Source organism: Kitasatospora sp. NPDC056446, assembly GCF_042796115.1.
In the GTDB taxonomy this organism is placed as follows: Bacteria; Actinomycetota; Actinomycetes; order Streptomycetales; family Streptomycetaceae; genus Kitasatospora.
Map to the genome: position 1 here is coordinate 32,969 of NZ_JBHTRF010000006.1, position 16,603 is coordinate 49,571.

A 16,603-nucleotide genomic window follows, 5' to 3' on the forward strand; every position below is an offset into this window, starting at 1 on the left:
TACCGTCGGCAGCGTCATATGTGTAAAAGACACAGCCGGCGGCGCGCCCCGGTTGTGGCGACGCGCCGCCGCTCCCCCTGGAGGCGGCGGCGCGTCGGGTCTGTGACGGCCGTCGGTGCGGCGCGTCAGCGCAGGTAGTCGACCAGGCCGGCGGGCTTGAGGCCGGCGGCGTCGGCGGCGGCCAGGGCGCGCTGGAGGTCGGCGGCCAGGGTGTCGGTCCAGTGCATGATGATGACGTCGCCCGGCTGCAGCAGGCCGGGGTGCCAGATGTTGGAGGCGCCCCAGCTGAAGTCGGCGTCGGCGGTGAGCACGGTGCGGATGCCGCAGTTGGCGGCGGCTTGCAGGGTGTCGGCGTTCGAAGCGAAGTACGGCGGGCGGAAGACCACCGGCGTGGTGCCGAAGAGGCGGGTCATGGCGTCGCGGGCGTCACAGATCTCGACCTGCTGCTGGTCCAGCGGGAGCTTGCTGAGGTCGGAGTGGGACACGGTGTGGTCCTGGATCGAGGAGCCCGGTACGGAGGTGACCCGCTTGAAGAAGTCCGGGTCGGTCCCGGCCGGCATCGGCAGCGGGAACGTGGTGATCGGCAGCCGGTGGTCGGCGATGAACCGCTCCGCTTCGGGCGTGCGCTGCCAGCCGTCGTCCACGGTGAAGAAGACGACCTTGTCGTTGGTCGGGACGGAGGCGGCCGCGACCGCCAGGGTGGGCGCGGGGCCGTCCACCCGGACGTCGTCGACCGAGAACGGGCCCTGCTGGTACCAGCCGTGCACGTACAGCCGGACGCTGCGCGCGTTCGGGCCGGTGGTGAACCGGGTGGCCAGCCGCTGCCAGCCGCCGCCGGTGCTCTCGGTCCAGGCGGGCGGGAGGTCCTTGCCGGTGCCGGTGGCGCCCAGGTAGACGAAGTTGCCGCGCACCCACGCGGAGGCGGTGTAGGTGGTGTTGGGTTGTACGGCGACGGTTTGCGCGCATTCGCCGGTGGAGTCGGCGCCGGCCGGGGTGACGGTCAGCGCGGAGGTGCCGGAGTGGGGCGCGTTGGTGGTGACGGCCGCTTCGGCGGGACCGCCGGTGCAGCTCCAGCCGGGGATGCTGCCCCAGTCGGCGAGGCTGGGGGCGGGGATCTCGAACCCGGGGTTGGTCGCCAGATTGACGGTCGGGGCGCTCGGGCCGGTTGGGGCGGGAACGGGGGCGGGCGCCGGGTCGGCGGAGGCCGCCGGCACGGCGAGGGCGGTGAGCAGCGCGACGGATGCGGCCAGCGCGGACAGGCGTGCGGGCAGGCGCGTGGACATCGACACGTGAGGACTCCAGCTTGTGGGGGAGACGCCCGTGGGGAGGGCGTGAGCTGAACCGGCTGACAGGAGCCGGGTGAACGGAAACGGGTGACGCAAACGGGCGAACGCAAACGGGTGACGGGAGCTGGCTGACGGGACGGGGCCGTGGAACCGGGGCGCTCCCGGAGGGGCGGGAGCGGAGGGGGGTGGTGGTGCGCCGCACTCGGACCGAAGAGAAACAATGGACTGGACCAATCGGCCCGTCAAGGGAACGGCGGGTGAACCGCTCCGTCTGAGCGCCGCTGCCGCACGGGACAAGACGGACCGTCAGAGCCGGTACCGGACAAACCGATCAGCGGCCGGTCGGAAACCGGCCGGAAACCGGTCAGCAGCCGGCCGGCGGCTGGTCAGGAGAGGTACAGCTCCTCGATGTCCTCCGCGTAGTGCTCCGCGATGGCCGCCCGCCGCAGCTTGAGCGAGGGCGTCAACAGCCCCTGTTCCTGGCTGAACTCCCGCGCCAGCAGCCGGAACGCGCGGATCGACTCGGCCCGTGACACCGCCGTGTTGGCCGCCGCCACCGCGCGCTGGATCTCGCTGTGCAGCTCCTCGTCCGCGAGTGCCGCCCACGGGTCCAGCTGCGCCCGGCCGCGGGTCTTCAGCCAGTGCGCCAGGGCCGCCGGGTCGAGCGTGATCAGTGCGGCCACGTACGGGCGGTCGTCGCCCACCACCAGGCACTGGGAGACCAGCACGTGCGCCTCGACCCGTTCCTCCAGCCCCGCCGGGGCGAGGTTCTTGCCGCTGCTGGTGACGATCAGGTCCTTCTTGCGGCCGGTGATGGTGAGGTAGCCGTCCTCGTCCAGGCGGCCCAGGTCGCCGGTCGCGAACCAGCCGTCGACCAGCGATTCGGCGGTGCAGCGGGGGTGGTTGAGGTAGCCGCCGAAGACCGAGCCGCCGCGCACCCACACCTCGCCGTCGTCGGCGATCGCCACCGAGGCGCCCGGCACCGGCTGCCCGACCGTGCCGAGCTTCTGCCGCCCGGTCGGATTGGCGGTGATCGCGGCGGAGGTCTCGGTCAACCCGTAGCCCTCGTACAGCTGGAGGCCGGCGCCGGCGAAGAACAGGGCCACCTCGCGCCGCAGCGACGAGCCGCCGCACATCACGCTGCGCACCCGGCCGCCGAGCACCGCGCGCAGTCTCGGGTAGACGCTCCGGTCGTACGCGAGGTGGCGCAGCCGCAGTCCGGGGCTCGGTCCGGGGCCGCGCCCGAAGGCCTTCTGCTCCCGGGCGGCGGCCCAGTCGACGGCCACCTGCCGGGCCTGCTCGAAGAGTTCGCCGCGTCCGGCGTCCTCGGCGGCGCGCCGGGCCTGCTGGTAGATCTTCTCGAAGACGTACGGGACGGCGTGCAGGAAGGTCGGCCGGAAGGTCTCCAGCGCGGGCAGCAGTGCGTCGGTGGAGACCTCGGGGACGTGGCCGATCCGGAAGCCGCCGCGGATCGCCGCGACCTGCACGGCCCGTCCGTAGACGTGGGCGAGCGGCAGGAACAGCAGGGTGCCGGGCTGGCCGCCGCCGGTGTCGCGCAGGACGTCGCCCCAGCCGGCCAGCAGGGCGTCGGCCTCGGCGGCCAGGTTGGCGTGGGTGAGCAGGCAGCCCTTGGGGCGGCCGGTGGTGCCCGAGGTGTAGACGACGGTGGCGATGTTCCCGGCGGTGACGCCGAGCCGCTGCCGGTGCACCAGGGAGTCGGGCACGCCGTGACCGTCCTCGGTGATCGCGGCGACGCAGTCGCGGTCCAGCTGCCAGATGCCGGTGAGGTCGGGCAGCGCGTCGCAGACCGCGCCGACGGTCATCGCGGCGTCCTCGTCCTCGACCAGGCAGGCCACCGCCTGGGTCTCGGCGAGGATCCAGCGCACCTGTTCGGGGGCGGCGGTGGGGTAGACCGGCACGGTGATCGCGCCGATCGACCAGAGCGCGTAGTCGAAGAGCGTCCACTCGTAGCGGGTGCGGGACATCAGCGCGACCCGGTCGCCGTAGCGCACGCCGTGGGTCAGCAGGCCCTTGGCGAGGGCGAGGACCTCGTCCCGGAACTGCCGGGCGGTGACGTCCTGCCACTGCCCGTCGCCGGTCCGCCGGGACAGCTGGGCGAGGCCGGGGGCGCGTTCGGCGGTGTCGTACAGGGAGTCGGCGAGTCCTCCGGTGACCTCGGGCGCGGCCGGGGCAGGGGTGGTGAACTCGCGCACGTTCCTCCCCAGTTCGCGTCTTCCGGTGCCGTCTCCCAGGCGCGGTCCGCCGACCCCGCCGACTTGCGGCCCGCCGTCCTGCGACGTCGCCGGCGTCCGGCCCCGCGGCCGGACCGGCCGCCGGGCCGCCGGGGCGTCGGCGCCCGGTTTCGCGGGTGGAGCGAAACTATCGGATCGGTCCGGTACTGCCCAGGGTTGTGACCGTGCCGCGACGAGATCGGCACCGGTCCGCCCGGACGGTGCCGCGGCGGGGAGGAACGGGGGAGGACCGGCGGAGGAACGGGGGAGGGGCGGGCGGAGCCCGGGGGCGGTCCGGGGACGGCTCGGGGCAGCCCGGACTCAGCTCCCGGGCACGGCCCGGGCACGGCCCCGGGGGGGGATCCAGGGAATCCCCAGGGAAGTCCCAGGAAGCCCCCCGAGGGTGTCCCGGCGGCCCCCGGGCCGTCCTTTGGCGCCCCTCGACGCCCCCCGGCGGGCCGCGCCAGGGAGCTGGGTCCGGCCGGGGGCGGCGCGGCCGACACCGGCCCATTCGGTACGAAGGCGGACAATCCGGCTGCGAAGCGGAGGCGATCACGACCGGTTTCTGACGTGTGCGGGGCAAGGTGGACAAGCGGACCGGTTCGACCCTCGAACGAGTGGTCAGGGCGTAGTAGAGTCGCGCAGACCCGTGGCCGGGAGCCCCCTCCGCAACCCTCCTCACCGTCCCCTCCCGCGCCTCACCTCCCCCGCCGCCCGCACCGCTTCCGCCGCCCCCACGACCCCGCCCCGCGACCTCCGGCCTCCCCGTCCGCGCCTGGCACTTCCCGACCGAGGACTCCATGCGTCTGCGCAGCAGCTCGATCCGCGCGAAGATCATCGCGCTGCTCCTGGTGCCCATCGTGGCGCTCACCGCCCTGTGGGTGTACGCCACGCTCGCCACCACCGGGGACGTCTGGAACCAGCTGGGAATCAGCCGTACGTACAAGGAGTTCGCGGGCCCGGTCGACCAGTACGCCACCGACCTGCAGAGCGAGCGCCGAGCCGCCGTCCAGCGGCTGGCGGACCCCCGCTCGCCCGTCGCCCGGGATGGCTACGAGCACGCCAAGGCCGTCACCGACCGCAGCCTCGCCGTGCTGCGGCAGAAGAAGGACACCGACGGCAACAAGCTCTCCGCCTCCCAGCGCGGCCGCTTCGTGCAGATCATCGCCGCCGCCGACCAGATCGGCCCGCTGCGCGCCCAGGTCGGCCGCGCCGCGCTGAACTGGGAGTTCGCGCTCGACCAGTACAGCGACCTGGTCAAACCGGTGTTCGGCTTCCGCTCCGCCTACGTCGCCCGGCAGACCGGCCAACTCCCGCGCCAGGGCACGATCCTGATCGAGCTGGTGCGCGCCCGTGAGTACCTCTCGCAGGAGGACGCGGCGATGGAGGGCCTGCGCACCGGCGCCGCCAAGCCCACCTCCGAGCAGTACCAGGTGGCGCTGGACGCCCTGCACAACCAGCAGGCGCTGTTCACCGTCTACATCGCCGAGCTCGAACCCGCCGACCAGTCCGACTACATCGCCCTGCGCGGCGGCGAGGCCTGGGGCGCGCTGGCCCGCGCCGAGGCGGACTTCGTGGGCGCGGGCGGCCCGGACCGGGTGGTCCAGGCCCTCAACACCGACTCCTGGCGGGAGACCGCCGACCGCGCGCTCGGCGACCTCGCCTCGATCAACAGCCGGATCGCCGCCGGGCTGGACGAGCGCGCCCGGTCCAGCGCGATCGCGATGCTCTGGCGCGGTGGCATCGCCGGTGCGATCGGCCTGGTCGCGGTCGTGCTGTCGGTGCTGATCTCGTTCCGGATCGGCCGGGGCCTGGCCCGCGAGCTGATCGGCCTGCGCAACGCGGCCAACGAACTCGCCGGCACCCGGCTGCCCTCCGTGATGCTTCGGCTGCGCCGCGGCGAACCGGTCGACGTCGCCACCGAGGCACCCGAACTGCACTTCGGGGACGCCGAGATCGGCCAGGTCGGCCAGGCCTTCAACGCGGTCCAGCGGGCCGCCGTCGAGGCCGCCGTGGAGCAGGCCGATCTGCGGCGCGGCGTCTCGGCCGTGTTCGTCAACCTGGCCCGGCGCAGCCAGGTGCTGCTGCACCGGCAGCTCACCCTGCTCGACACCATGGAGCGCCGCACCGAGGACCCGGCGGAGCTGGAGGACCTCTTCAAGGTCGACCACCTCACCACCCGCATGCGCCGGCACGCCGAGGGTCTGATCATCCTGGCCGGCGGCTCGCCCGGCCGTGCCTGGCGCAAGCCGGTCCGGATGGTCGACGTGGTCAGGGCGGCGGTCGGCGAGGTCGAGGACTACGCCCGGGTGACCGTCCGGCCGTTCCCCGGCACCGGCCTGCTCGGCAGCGCCGTCGCGGACGTCACCCACCTGGTCGCCGAACTCGTCGAGAACGCAGCGGTGTTCTCCCCACCGACCACCCATGTCACCGTCCAGGGCGAGGTGGTGGCGCACGGCTTCGCGCTGGAGATCGACGACCGCGGGCTCGGGCTGAGCGAGCAGATGCTCGCCGAGATCAACGAACGCCTCGCCGTGGAGCAGGAGTTCGACCTCGCCGACACCGACCGGCTGGGCCTCTTCGTGGTCAGCCGGCTGGCCCGGCGGCACGGCATCCGGGTGCACCTGCGGCCGTCCCCGTACGGCGGGACGACGGCCGTGGTGCTGATCCCGCGCGAGCTGCTCGCGGAGGCCACGGACGGGCTGCCCGAGCCGACCGCGGCCGGGCGGCGGCCGGTGGGCGGCGGTCGGCGCGGACAGCGGGACCTGGTCGCGGTGCCGGGCGCCGGGAGTGGTCCGGGGGGTGCCTCAGGGGGCGCTCCCGGGACGCCGGCGGGGGCTGCGGCGGGGTCCTCGCCCGGGACCGCGACCCGGTCCGGGGGCGTGACCGGGGCTGTGGCCGGGCCCGTGGCCGACTCCGACGACGACACCGGCGGACGGCACCGGGGGACGGGAGGGCCGCGGCCCTCCGTGCCCGAGTCGGGGCGTACGGCGGGCGGTCTGCCGCGCCGTGCCTCGCGGACCAAGGGCGGACCGGTCCTGGTGCCCGCGCCCGGAGCGGACCCCGAGGACGCGCGGGGGAGGGGGCGGCACCGCCGGGAGGACCTGGTGGTGGCCGCCGCCGCGGAGGCCGTGGCGGCTGCCGAGGCCGCGGAGGCCGCCGCCGGCGGAGGTGCCGAGGCCGCCGGGGCCGCGCCGGTGGGCGCGGCACCCCGGACTCCGGGCGGTCTGCCGCGCCGGGTCCGGCAGGCGAACCTGGCGCCGCAGCTCAGGGAACAGCTCACGGAGCAGCTGAAGGAACGATTCCGCACTGTGGGCGGGACCGACGACGGAACCGGGGCGGACCCGACCGGGGACACCGGGGCCGCCCGGGCCGCCCGGGCCGCCCGGGAGGAGCGCGAGGTGCGGGAGCGCTCGCCCGAGGAGGCCAGGGCCACCTTCGCCTCATTCCAGCGCGGCTTCACCCGGGGGCGCGGTGCCACCGCCCCGGCCGACCGCACCGCCACCGCCGCGGACCGGGCCGCCGCCGACCGTGCGGCCCGGGGGAGCGCCCGGCCCGCCGCCGTACCGGTCTGGCAGCCGCCGGACCAGTCCCGTCGGGCGATCAGCCCGGCCCCCGCCCCGGCGGCGCTGCCCGGGCCCTCGGACACCGGCCGGGCGCCGCTCGCCCGCCGGCTGCCGCCCGGGCAACCGGTCCGCCGCACTCCCGGCTTCGGATCACCCGTGCCGCCGGGACCATCCACATCACCCTCACCACCAGCAGGACCCGTACGACCCGTACGACCCGCTTCACCCGCACCATCCGGCTCGCCCGAGTCACCCGTACTGCCTGTGCGACCCGTACCACCGGCACGACCAGCACCACCCGCACCACCCGCTCCAGCGGAAGGAACTGATTCATGACCACTTCGACGCAGCCGTCCGGAGACCTCAACTGGCTCCTGGACGACCTGGTGGGGCGCGTCGCGGCCCTGCGGCACGCGGTGATCCTCTCCGGCGACGGCCTCGCCACCGGAGCCTCCCGCGACCTCGACCGCGAGGACGCCGAGCACCTGGCCGCCGTCGCGGCCGGGTTCCACAGCCTGGCCAAGGGCGCCGGCGGGCACTTCAAGGTCGGCGGCGTCCGGCAGACCATGGTCGAGCTGGACGAGGCGTTCCTGTTCATCACGGCCGCCGGCGACGGCAGCTGCCTGGCCGTGCTGAGCGACGCCGAGGCGGACATCGGCCAGATCGCCTACGAGATGGCCCTGCTGGTCAAGCGGGTCGGCGAGCACCTGGCCGCCGAGCCGCGAACCGAAACCGCCCCGCCGGGGAGATGAGCGGGCCGATGGCGGATCGGAAGGCGGACGTGCCGGACCGCCCGGACGGCCCGGAGGTGCCGGTGGGCCCGGTCGGGCCGTCCGGCACGGGGGCGTCCCCGGGTGCGGGGCCCTCGGCGGACGGCGGGGCTGCCCGGAATGCGGACGGTTCCGTGGACAGTTCCTCGGACGGACCCGCGTCCGAGGGCGGCACCGCTGCCGCGGACGCGGAGCCGCCCGACCCGGAAGGGCCCGAGGTCGACCTGTTCGTGCCGCGCACCCCGGTCGACGACCGCTGGTTCGACGACGAGGCCGGCCCGGTGGTGCGGCTCTACTCGATGACGCGCGGCCGCACCCGGCCGGTCGAGGAGGGGCTGTTCGACCTGATCTCGCTGGTCACCGCCGTCGACCCCGGGCCGGACGCGGGCGCCGTGCCCGCGCACGTCCTCGATCCGGAACACCAGACGCTGCTGGCCCTGTGCCGCCGCGAGCCGCTCTCCGTCGCCGAACTCGGCTCCTACACCGACCTGCCGGTCAGCGTGGTGCGGGTGCTGCTCGGCGACCTCTACGACGCCGACCTGATCAGCGTCACCCGACCCGTTCCGCTCGCCGAGCTGCCGGACGAGCGCCTGCTGCGAGACGTGATCAATGGACTCCGTGCGCTCTGACCACCACTCCCGCCCGGCCGGCGCCGCGTCCCGCCCGGACGTCGGCACCCCCCGCGGGGGGAACTCCAACGACCCGCGCTGGCGCGGCGGTCCGGCCGTCGCGGTGAAGATCCTGGTCGCGGGCGGCTTCGGCGCGGGCAAGACCACCCTGGTCGGATCGGTGAGCGAGATCCGGCCGCTGCGCACCGAGGAGGAGCTCAGCGAGCTGGGCCGACCGGTGGACGACACCTCGGGGGTGGAGACGAAGCGCACCACCACGGTGGCGATGGACTTCGGCCGGATCGACCTGCGGCCGGGCCTCGCGCTCTACCTGTTCGGCACGCCCGGGCAGGACCGGTTCTGGTTCGTCTGGGACGAGTTGGCCCGTGGCGCGCTCGGCGCCCTGGTGCTCGCCGACACCCGGCGGCTGGCCGACTGCTTCCCCTCGGTGGACTTCTTCGAGCAGCGCGGCATCCCGTTCGTGGTCGCCGTGAACTGCTTCGAGGGCACCGAGCTGTTCTCGCCGGACGAGGTCCGCGACGCGCTCGACCTCGACCCGGACATCCCGGTGCTGCTCTGCGACGCCCGGCTGCGGGAGGACGGGAAGGACCTGCTCGTCGCGCTGGTCGAGCACGCCGCGACCCGCAGGGCCCCTGCCTCCGCCCGGACCTGAGGGAGTCTCGACCCGGGGGCGGGCGCGTTCCGGGCGGATCCGGGGGCGGGTTCCCGGCCGGTCCGGGAGGGTGCCGGACCAGCCCGGCAGTGGCCTCGCAGTGCCCCAGCAGTGCCCCAGCAGTGCCCCAGCAGTGCCCCAGCAGTGCCCCAGCGGTGCCCCGGACGGCCCCGGACGGCGGTGCCGCAGACGCCCCGGGACGCCCGCCGTCTCATCCGAATGTCCGTATCCCGGACGTTCGGCGCGCGGAAGGTTGCCTAGACAGCCCCGGCCGTGGAAGGCTCTGTGGACGAAGGCCGCCCGGCCCTGCCGTCGGGAATGCCGGAAACGCTCCGTTCACACGGGCGTTGCCGACCGGCGGACGGCCTTCGACGATCCGGCGAGACACCGTCGGCGCGCACCGGGAGCGGTGCGCGGCCGCACGCAGAACGAGGGGGAGGGCAGCAGAGTGACCGTCAGCCGACGACACACCGTCACCGACGCGTCCGGATCCCTCATGCCCGGCTCCGCCATCTCGGGCGCTGCCGCCCAGGTGCTCACCGTCCGCCGTTACATCGACCACGCGCTGATCTGCAGCGCGTGTTGTCGCTGACCGGCCTGTCCCGTCCCGGTCCGTCCCCGGCGTTCCCGGCCCACCAGGCCACGCCCGACGCACCGCAGACCCCGTCGACCAGGCCGTAGCGGACCGCCGTCCGGCGCGCCCGCGGCCGACCAACCGGACCCGCCCAGCGGAGAGACCACCAGTGAACATCGTCTGCCCCAGACCTGCCCCCGACGTCGTCGGCCGTACGCGAATGACCGGTACGGCCTCCGCGATGCGCCCGGGCGGTGGACGGACCGGACGGTGGAACGGGCGCGCGGGCCGCGCCGCGGACAGCCGACGGGGTCGCCCCGACCTCGAACCGTTCTGGCCGTCCCGGCAGCCGCACCTGTTCGATCAGACGTGTCCGGGCTCGCCCAGCGCGTCCCGGCCCTCCGCCCGCTGACCCGGTTCCGTCCGGTCCAGCCCCGGTAGTACGCCCGGTCGACGCGCAGACGACTCCACCCCGTCCGTCACGCGCGAAATGAGCGGCACACCATGTCTTCTTCATCCACGGCCACCCTGCCCCTGCCGACCGCGACCCCGCACCTGCGCGCGGTCCGCTCGGTTCCGTCCGCCTCCTCCGCCTCCCCCCTTCCCCCGGCCGTCCCGGGTGCCTCCGGCCCGGCCGGGGCCGCGGGGCCGTCCGTCCCCCCGGCCTCGGTCGCCGAGCGATGGCCCGGGGCGGGCGCCCGTCCGCCGCACACCGGACCGGCCCGTCCGGCAGGCGTTCCGACGACCCTCCCGTCCCAGCCGGGCGGGGCCGTCCCGCCGGCGCCGCAGGCACTGCTCGCCGCGCTGCCGGAGGGCGCGACCGTCGTCGCCGCCCTGCCGCCGGGCGCGCTGCCGCAGGGGCTGCTCGCCCAGTACGGCCAGCAGTTCGGCGGTGCCAACGGGAGCCCGATGGTCGGGTACCTGGTGCTGGTGCCGGCCGAGAGCCCGCTGGCGGGGGGAACTGCCCTGCCGGGCGCCGCCGTCGGGGCCGGGCTGCCGGTCGGGTCCGCCCCCTCCGGGGCGCACGGCGGACCCGGCGGCTCCGGGGTGCACGGCGCCTCGGGTGCGTTCGGCGCTGCCGGGGTGCACGGCGCGCCGGTCCCCGGCGGACGTCCGGCGCGCCCGACCGGGCGCGGCATCAGCGTGGACACCGAGCGGCGCAACGCCTACGTCGACGGGCGGCTCCTCGACCTCACCTACCTGGAGTTCGAGCTGCTCGCCCACCTCACCGAGCACCCGCAGCGGGTGCACACCCGGGACCACCTGGTCTCCGCAGTCTGGGGCTACGGCCACGTCGGGGACGGCCGCACGGTCGACGTGCACGTCGCCCGACTGCGCCGCAAGCTCGGAACCGCCTACCGGGACACGATCGTGACGGTCCGTCGGGTCGGCTACAAGTACACGCCGGCCGCAGGCTGATCGCCGGTTCGCCGGTTCGCCGGTTCGCCGGTTCGCCGGATCGGCTGATCGTCGGCTCCCGGCCGCCCCGCCGGTCCGGTCCGCCGGCTCCGGCTGCCGGTCCCGGGTGCTCGTTCCCGAACGCCGGGCGCAGCGGCGGGCCGCCCGTCCTTCCTCCCGGACGGATGTGGCGGCCCGCCGCTTCCGGCATGCCGACGGTTCGTCGGAGGCGGACGGTCAGGCCCGCTGATCGGGCGGCAGCAGGAGTACGGCGAGGGCGTCGGCGCAGCTCCGGGCGTGGCCCAGGAACCAGTCCAACCGGTCGTCGGTGAGGTGAGCAGGGGTCGAGCGGACCGCCAGTGCGAAACGGGCCTGCCCGCCGCCGTCCAGGACGGGCACGGCCACCGTCCGCACCCCGGCGGCCGACTCGCCGTCGTTGAGCGCGTACCCGGTGGCGCGGACCCGCTCCAACTCCTCGTCCAGCAAGGCCGGTTCGGTGATCGTCCGGCCGGTGAACGGTCGCAGCGGACCGAGCGTCGACGCCGCCGCCTCGCCCGGGCGCGGCCAGGCCAGCAGGACCTTGCCGAGCGCCGTGGAGTGCAGCGGGCGGCGCAGGCCCAGTCCGGTGTCCGGGCGGACCGAGCCGCCGACCAGGATCACCGCGTGCGGTCCGCTGCGGATCGCGAGGTCCGCCGTCGCGTTGGTGCGCCGGGAGAGCACCTCCAGCTCGGGCGCCGCCAGGTGCAGTCCGCGCTGGTGGAAGGTGAGTTGGCCGAGTTCCGCGACCGCGGGGCCGAGCCGGTAGCGGGCGGTCTGCTCGTCCTGCTCCAGGAACCCGGCGCTGACCAGGGTGCGGGCCAGCCGGTGCGCGGTGGAGACCGAGAGGTCCACCCGGCGGGCCAGGTCCGAGGCGCTGAGGTCTGGGCCGTTGTCGTGGAAGCAGTGCAGCAGCCCCAGCGCGCGCTGGACGGCCTGCGCACCGGCCGGCGGGCTCTGGACGGCGGTGGCGGCCTCGGCCATGGCACCTCGCGTTTCGGTCAGGGGCTCCGGGCGGACCGCCGGAGGGAGTCTCAGCGTAGGGCAGCCGGTGCTGCGGAAATGTGTCGAGGACGTTGCAATGGAATGGCGTTGATGAACAACTGATCCCACGATGTGGCAAAGGCTTGCTTCCGGCTCGATCGCCGTGGAACGCTCCTCACATCGCGCCGGACGGCCCTCGGCCAGGGCGGCGCGCGTACCCCGACTCGCAGGAAGGAGCAGCGCCGTGACGTCCCACCGGTGTCTCCTCTCCTGTGCGTGTTGTCGCTGACCGGCGTTCCCCGCGTCTCCCCGCGTTCCTCGTACTCCCCGCATTCCCCGCGCCGCGCTCCCGCCTGCTCCGTGGAGCGCGAACCCCCCTGCCTCCCGGGCCCCGTGGCCCGCCCGGGGTGGACCCGAATCCGCACCCTTCCGACGGTCGTCGGAGCCTCCGTAGAGGACCAAGCCCCGTGTCCAGCAGTTCCGCAAGCCCGTCCGCACGTACCTCCGCACGTACCTCCGCAGGCACCACCGCAGGCACCTCCGCAGGCACGCCGGCCCTTCCCGACACCCTCTGGTTCACCCGCTGCCCGGTGCCCACCGCGACCGGGATCGCCGCCGACCAGGGCTGGCTCGCCCGCGAGTTCGCCGTCGACGGGATCGCCGTCCGCTCGCTCCAGGACGCCCCGCCCGAGACGGCCGCCGACCACCACTACACCCACGCGCTCACCGGCCTCTTCCGCGAGGGCGGCAATGTGCCCGCGCTGTGGGCCCGTTCGCGGGGCGAGGAGACCAGGCTGATCGGCCTCACCTGGATCGAGGAGCGCCAGGTGATCCTGGTCCGGGCCGGCAGTGGGGTCACCGAGCCCGGGCAGCTGCGCGGACTCCGGCTGGCCGTCCCACATCATGGAATAGGCATCGACTTCTGGCGGGCCATGGCGCTGGCCGGCTTCCGCGGGGCCCTCGCACTCGCCGGCCTCACCCTGGACGACGCCGAACAGGTCGACGTCCCCGGCACGCCGGGTGACGGGCAGTGGTCGGCCGAACTCGCCGCGCTTCGGAACGGCACGGTGGACGCGGTGTACGTGAAGGGGGCGCTGGCGGTCGAGGCGGCCCGGCGGATCGGCGCGGAGGTGGCCGTCGAGCTGGACGCGGCGCCGGACCGCCGGGCCCGGGTCAACAACGGGACGCCTCGGCCGGTCACCGTCCACCAGCGCCTGCTGGACGAGCACCCGGAGCTGGTCGCCCGCTTCCTCGCCGTCCTGCTGAAGGCCGCCGACTGGGCGGCCGAGCGCCCGGCCGAGGTGGCCCGGATCCTCCAGGCCGAGACCGGGGCCGGCGCCGAGGGCGTCGCCGGGGCCTACGCGGCGGGCAGCCACCGCACCCTGCACCTGGACCTGTCGGCGGAGCGGTTGGAGCTGCTGGCCCGGCAGGAGCGCTTCCTGCGGGAGCAGGGCTTCCTGGCGGCCCCCGTGGACGTCCACGCCTGGGCGGACCCGGAGCCGCTCCGCGCCGCCCGGCAGCTGCTGCGCGAGCGGCGGGGGGGCGGCGCGGACGGCTGAGCCGGGCAGGCGTCAGCGCAGCGCCACTGCCGGTGCGGGTGACCCGCCCGGTGCCGGCCGACAGATCACCGTCAACAGACTTCAGCCGACGGCTTTCAGAGAACAACTTTCAGACGACAGCTTTCAGATAACAGATTTCGAAAGTTGTCAGCTGTCATCTGTCACCATTTTGGAGACCCCCGTGAAGACCCCCCGCCTCGCCCTCGCCGCCACCGCGCTGCTCGCCTCCACCGCCCTGGCCGCCTGCGGCTCGTCCGCCGACGGGGCCAAGGCCTCCGCCGACGGCGGGGCGGGCGGCAAGGCCGACGTGGTGCTCCGCCTGCCCGACCCCGGGAACAACGGCTTCCTCGCCCGCGGCAAGAAGGACGGTTCGCTGGACCGGGCCCTGGCCGCCGTCCACGCCAAGGTCGCCTGGACCGGGAGCGCCGGACCGTTCGCCCCCGCCGCCCAGGCCCTCTCCGCCGACCAGCTCGACGTCGCCCAGGGGTCGATCACCTCGGCCGTCGCCGCGCTCGCCCAGAAGCCCGGCTTCAAGCTGTTCGCCCAGACCGCGCCCGACGGCGTCGGCGAGGGGATCCTGGTGAAGAACGACTCGCCCGTCAAGTCCGTCCAGGACCTGGTCGGCAGGAAGGTCGCCGTCTCCCAGGGCGGCACCAGCGAGTACCTGCTGCTCAAGGCGCTGGCCAAGAACGGCGTCCCGGCGGACAAGGTGGAGCGCGTCTACCTGCGCGCCGACCAGACCTCCGGCGTCTTCAACTCCGGCCAGGTGGACGCCTGGGCGACCTGGAACACCTTCTCGACCCCCGCCATCGCCAACGCCGGCGCGCACTTCCTGGTGAACGGCCAGGAGGTCGGCTCCGACAACTACGCGGTCTGGGCCGTGCGCAACGGCTTCGCCGACAAGCACCCCGAGGTGGTCAAGGCCTTCTACGCCTTCCTGGGAGAGGGCGGCCGACAGGAGAAGGCCGACCCGGCCGCCTACCTCAACGTCTTCACCGACTCCGGCCCCACCGCCGTCACCCCCGCCGAGAAGGACGTCGCGGTGAACGTAAGCAAGCAGGGCACCCCGGCGGACGCGATCTCCGACGCGGACATCGCCCGCTTCGGCACGGTCGCCCAGTTCTTCGCGGACCAGAAGGTCACCAAGCAGCTCGTGGACGTCAAGCCCTACCTGATCGACATCAACAAGCTCGGAGACGGTGCCAAGTGACCACCGCAGCAACGGAACTCGCGCTCGAAACGGCACCCGACGCCGCACCCGACGCCGCACCCGGTGCCACAGCCGGCGGCGCGCCCGACGACACCCGGGCCGCCCTCGACGCCGGGCTGGTCCCCCCGCACGCCCGACGGCACCGCCCCCGCCCCCGCGCGCTCGCCGTGGTCCTGCGCACCATCGGCCCGCTGGCCCTGCTCGGCGGCTGGGCGCTCGCCTCCGCCACCGGCGCGCTCACCCAGGACGTGCTCGCCTCGCCCGCCCAGGTCGCCCAGGCCGTGGGGGAGTTGTGGGGCAACGGCCAGCTGACCGACGCCCTCTCCGTCTCCCTCACCCGCGCCGGTCTCGGACTGCTCTTCGGCGCCACCATCGGTCTGGTGCTCGGTGTGGTCACGGGATTCACCCGTCTCGGCGAGGAGTTGCTGGACTCGGCGATCCAAGTCCTGCGCACCGTGCCCTTCCTGGCGCTCGTCCCGCTCTTCATGGTGTGGTTCGGCATCACCGAGACCGCGAAGGTCGCCCTGATCGGTGTGGCCACCAGCTTCCCGATGTACGTGTCCGCCTCCGGCGGCGTCCGCAGCACCGACCGGAAGCTGGTCGAGGCGATGCGCAGTTTCGGCCTCGGCCGCTGGGCGATCGTCCGCACGGTCGTCCTGCCCGGCGCGCTGCCCTCGCTGCTCTCCGGGCTCCGGCTGTCCATGACGCTGAGCGTGATCGCCCTGATCGCCGCCGAGGAGATCAACTCCACGGAGGGGATCGGGTACTTGATGGCCCAGGCGCAGAACTACTCGCGCACCGACGTCCTCGCCGTCTGCATCCTGATCTACGGACTGCTCGGCCTCACCGCCGACGGAGTCGTCCGGATCCTGGAACGCGTGCTGATGCCGTGGCGCCAGGCCGTCCAGGGAGCAGCCCGATGACCGCGACCACCTCCGCCACCGCGACCACCGGGGCTGCGGGCCGGGCGTCCGAGTCGAGGGTCCCGGCCGTCCACCTGCGCGGCCTGCGCAGGGTGTTCGGTACCCGGGCGGTGCTCGACGGCGTCGACCTCTCCATCGCCCGCGGCGAGTTCGTCGCCCTGCTGGGGGCCAGCGGTACCGGCAAGACCACGCTGCTGCGCATCCTCGGCGCGCTCGACCAGGCCGACGAGGGCACCGTGCTCGTCCCACCGGTCCGTACGGTGGTGTTCCAGGAGCCCCGACTCGTCCCGTCCAAGCGGGTGCTGGCCAATGTCACGGTCGGCCTGCCGGGCGGCGCCGCGACCCGGGAGACCGGACGGAAGGCGCTCGCCGAGGTCGGCCTGGACCGGCACGCCGACGCCTGGCCGGCCACCCTCTCGGGCGGCGAGGCACAGCGCGTCGCACTCGCCAGGGCGCTCGTGCGGGAACCCCAACTACTGCTGCTCGACGAACCGTTCGCCGCCCTGGACGCGCTCACCCGGCTGCGTATGCAGGACCTGGTGGGTGACCTGGTCCGCCGGCACCGCCCGGCCGTGCTGCTGGTCACCCATGACGTGGACGAGGCCGTACGGCTGGCCGACCGGGTCGTGGTCCTGCGCGACGGCCTGCTCGCCCGGGACGAGGAGGTCGCCGTCGACCACCCGCGCGACCCCGCCGACCCGGCCTTCGCCGAACTGCGGCGCCGCCTGCTCGCCGACCTCGGCGTCCACTGACCTCCTCGCCTTCCCCTGACCCCTTCCCCCGCG

General features: G+C 74.6%; 13 protein-coding genes. 10 read left to right on the forward strand and 3 right to left on the reverse strand.

Going from position 1 to position 16,603, the window contains the following annotated elements; translation table 11 throughout:
- Positions 1-125 precede the first annotated feature (125 nt).
- Positions 126-1,283 (reverse strand): polysaccharide deacetylase family protein, encoded by a 1,158-nt coding sequence (locus tag ACFQ6N_RS05905; RefSeq protein WP_380647349.1) that lies wholly within the window; start codon positions 1,281-1,283, stop codon positions 126-128.
- A gap of 389 nt (positions 1,284-1,672) precedes the next feature.
- Positions 1,673-3,499 (reverse strand): AMP-dependent synthetase/ligase, encoded by a 1,827-nt coding sequence (locus tag ACFQ6N_RS05910; RefSeq protein WP_380647177.1) that lies wholly within the window; start codon positions 3,497-3,499, stop codon positions 1,673-1,675.
- Between the two features lie 818 nt (positions 3,500-4,317).
- Here ACFQ6N_RS05910 and ACFQ6N_RS05915 point away from each other — a divergent pair.
- From ACFQ6N_RS05915 to ACFQ6N_RS05940, 6 genes are all read left to right on the forward strand, one after another.
- The gene (locus tag ACFQ6N_RS05915; protein ID WP_380647180.1) at positions 4,318-7,419 is read left to right on the forward strand and encodes a nitrate- and nitrite sensing domain-containing protein; all 3,102 of its coding nucleotides are present in this window, start codon (positions 4,318-4,320) and stop codon (positions 7,417-7,419) included.
- Positions 7,416-7,835: a roadblock/LC7 domain-containing protein gene (locus ACFQ6N_RS05920; protein ID WP_380647181.1), complete on the forward strand. Its 420-nt coding sequence runs from the start codon at positions 7,416-7,418 to the stop codon at positions 7,833-7,835. The genes ACFQ6N_RS05915 and ACFQ6N_RS05920 overlap by 4 nt, the downstream gene beginning before the upstream one ends.
- 152 nt (positions 7,836-7,987) lie before the next feature.
- Positions 7,988-8,482 carry a DUF742 domain-containing protein gene (locus tag ACFQ6N_RS05925; protein WP_380647182.1) on the forward strand — a complete coding sequence of 165 codons (495 nt, stop codon included), beginning with the start codon at positions 7,988-7,990 and terminating at the stop codon, positions 8,480-8,482.
- Between the two features lie 103 nt (positions 8,483-8,585).
- Positions 8,586-9,134 carry an ATP/GTP-binding protein gene (locus tag ACFQ6N_RS05930; protein ID WP_380647350.1) on the forward strand — a complete coding sequence of 183 codons (549 nt, stop codon included), beginning with the start codon at positions 8,586-8,588 and terminating at the stop codon, positions 9,132-9,134.
- 448 nt (positions 9,135-9,582) lie between these two features.
- Positions 9,583-9,726: a hypothetical protein gene (locus ACFQ6N_RS05935; protein WP_380647184.1), complete on the forward strand. Its 144-nt coding sequence runs from the start codon at positions 9,583-9,585 to the stop codon at positions 9,724-9,726.
- Between the two features lie 774 nt (positions 9,727-10,500).
- Positions 10,501-11,127 (forward strand): winged helix-turn-helix domain-containing protein, encoded by a 627-nt coding sequence (locus ACFQ6N_RS05940; protein WP_380647351.1) that lies wholly within the window; start codon positions 10,501-10,503, stop codon positions 11,125-11,127.
- Between the two features lie 216 nt (positions 11,128-11,343).
- Here the strand turns inward: ACFQ6N_RS05940 and ACFQ6N_RS05945 are convergent, their stop codons facing one another.
- Positions 11,344-12,126 carry an IclR family transcriptional regulator gene (locus tag ACFQ6N_RS05945; protein ID WP_380647185.1) on the reverse strand — a complete coding sequence of 261 codons (783 nt, stop codon included), beginning with the start codon at positions 12,124-12,126 and terminating at the stop codon, positions 11,344-11,346.
- A 590-nt stretch (positions 12,127-12,716) separates the two neighbouring features.
- Here ACFQ6N_RS05945 and ACFQ6N_RS05950 point away from each other — a divergent pair.
- The 4 genes from ACFQ6N_RS05950 (at position 12,717) to ACFQ6N_RS05965 (ending at position 16,570) form a co-directional block, all read left to right on the forward strand.
- Entirely contained in the window at positions 12,717-13,685 is a 969-nt protein-coding gene (locus tag ACFQ6N_RS05950; protein ID WP_380647186.1) for an ABC transporter substrate-binding protein, read from the forward strand.
- 181 nt (positions 13,686-13,866) lie between these two features.
- On the forward strand, positions 13,867-14,895 hold the full coding sequence (locus ACFQ6N_RS05955) for an ABC transporter substrate-binding protein (protein WP_380647188.1): 1,029 nt from the start codon (positions 13,867-13,869) through the stop codon (positions 14,893-14,895).
- Positions 14,896-15,011: 116 nt separating this feature from the next.
- A complete protein-coding gene (locus ACFQ6N_RS05960; RefSeq protein WP_380647353.1) occupies positions 15,012-15,818 on the forward strand; it encodes an ABC transporter permease in 807 nt (268 codons plus the stop codon).
- On the forward strand, positions 15,815-16,570 hold the full coding sequence (locus tag ACFQ6N_RS05965; RefSeq protein ID WP_380647190.1) for an ABC transporter ATP-binding protein: 756 nt from the start codon (positions 15,815-15,817) through the stop codon (positions 16,568-16,570). Before ACFQ6N_RS05960 ends, ACFQ6N_RS05965 begins: the two co-directional genes overlap by 4 nt.
- Positions 16,571-16,603 lie beyond the last annotated feature (33 nt).

Bases quoted from the DNA above. Each gene is read 5' to 3' on its own strand.
- ACFQ6N_RS05905 (WP_380647349.1), bottom strand. From the start codon at position 1,283: ATGTCCACGCGCCTGCCCGCACGCCTGTCCGCGCTGGCCGCATCCGTC.
- ACFQ6N_RS05945 (WP_380647185.1), bottom strand. From the start codon at position 12,126: ATGGCCGAGGCCGCCACCGCCGTCCAGAGCCCGCCGGCCGGTGCGCAG.
- ACFQ6N_RS05915 (WP_380647180.1), top strand. From the start codon at position 4,318: ATGCGTCTGCGCAGCAGCTCGATCCGCGCGAAGATCATCGCGCTGCTC.
- ACFQ6N_RS05965 (WP_380647190.1), top strand. From the start codon at position 15,815: ATGACCGCGACCACCTCCGCCACCGCGACCACCGGGGCTGCGGGCCGG.
- ACFQ6N_RS05920 (WP_380647181.1), top strand. From the start codon at position 7,416: ATGACCACTTCGACGCAGCCGTCCGGAGACCTCAACTGGCTCCTGGAC.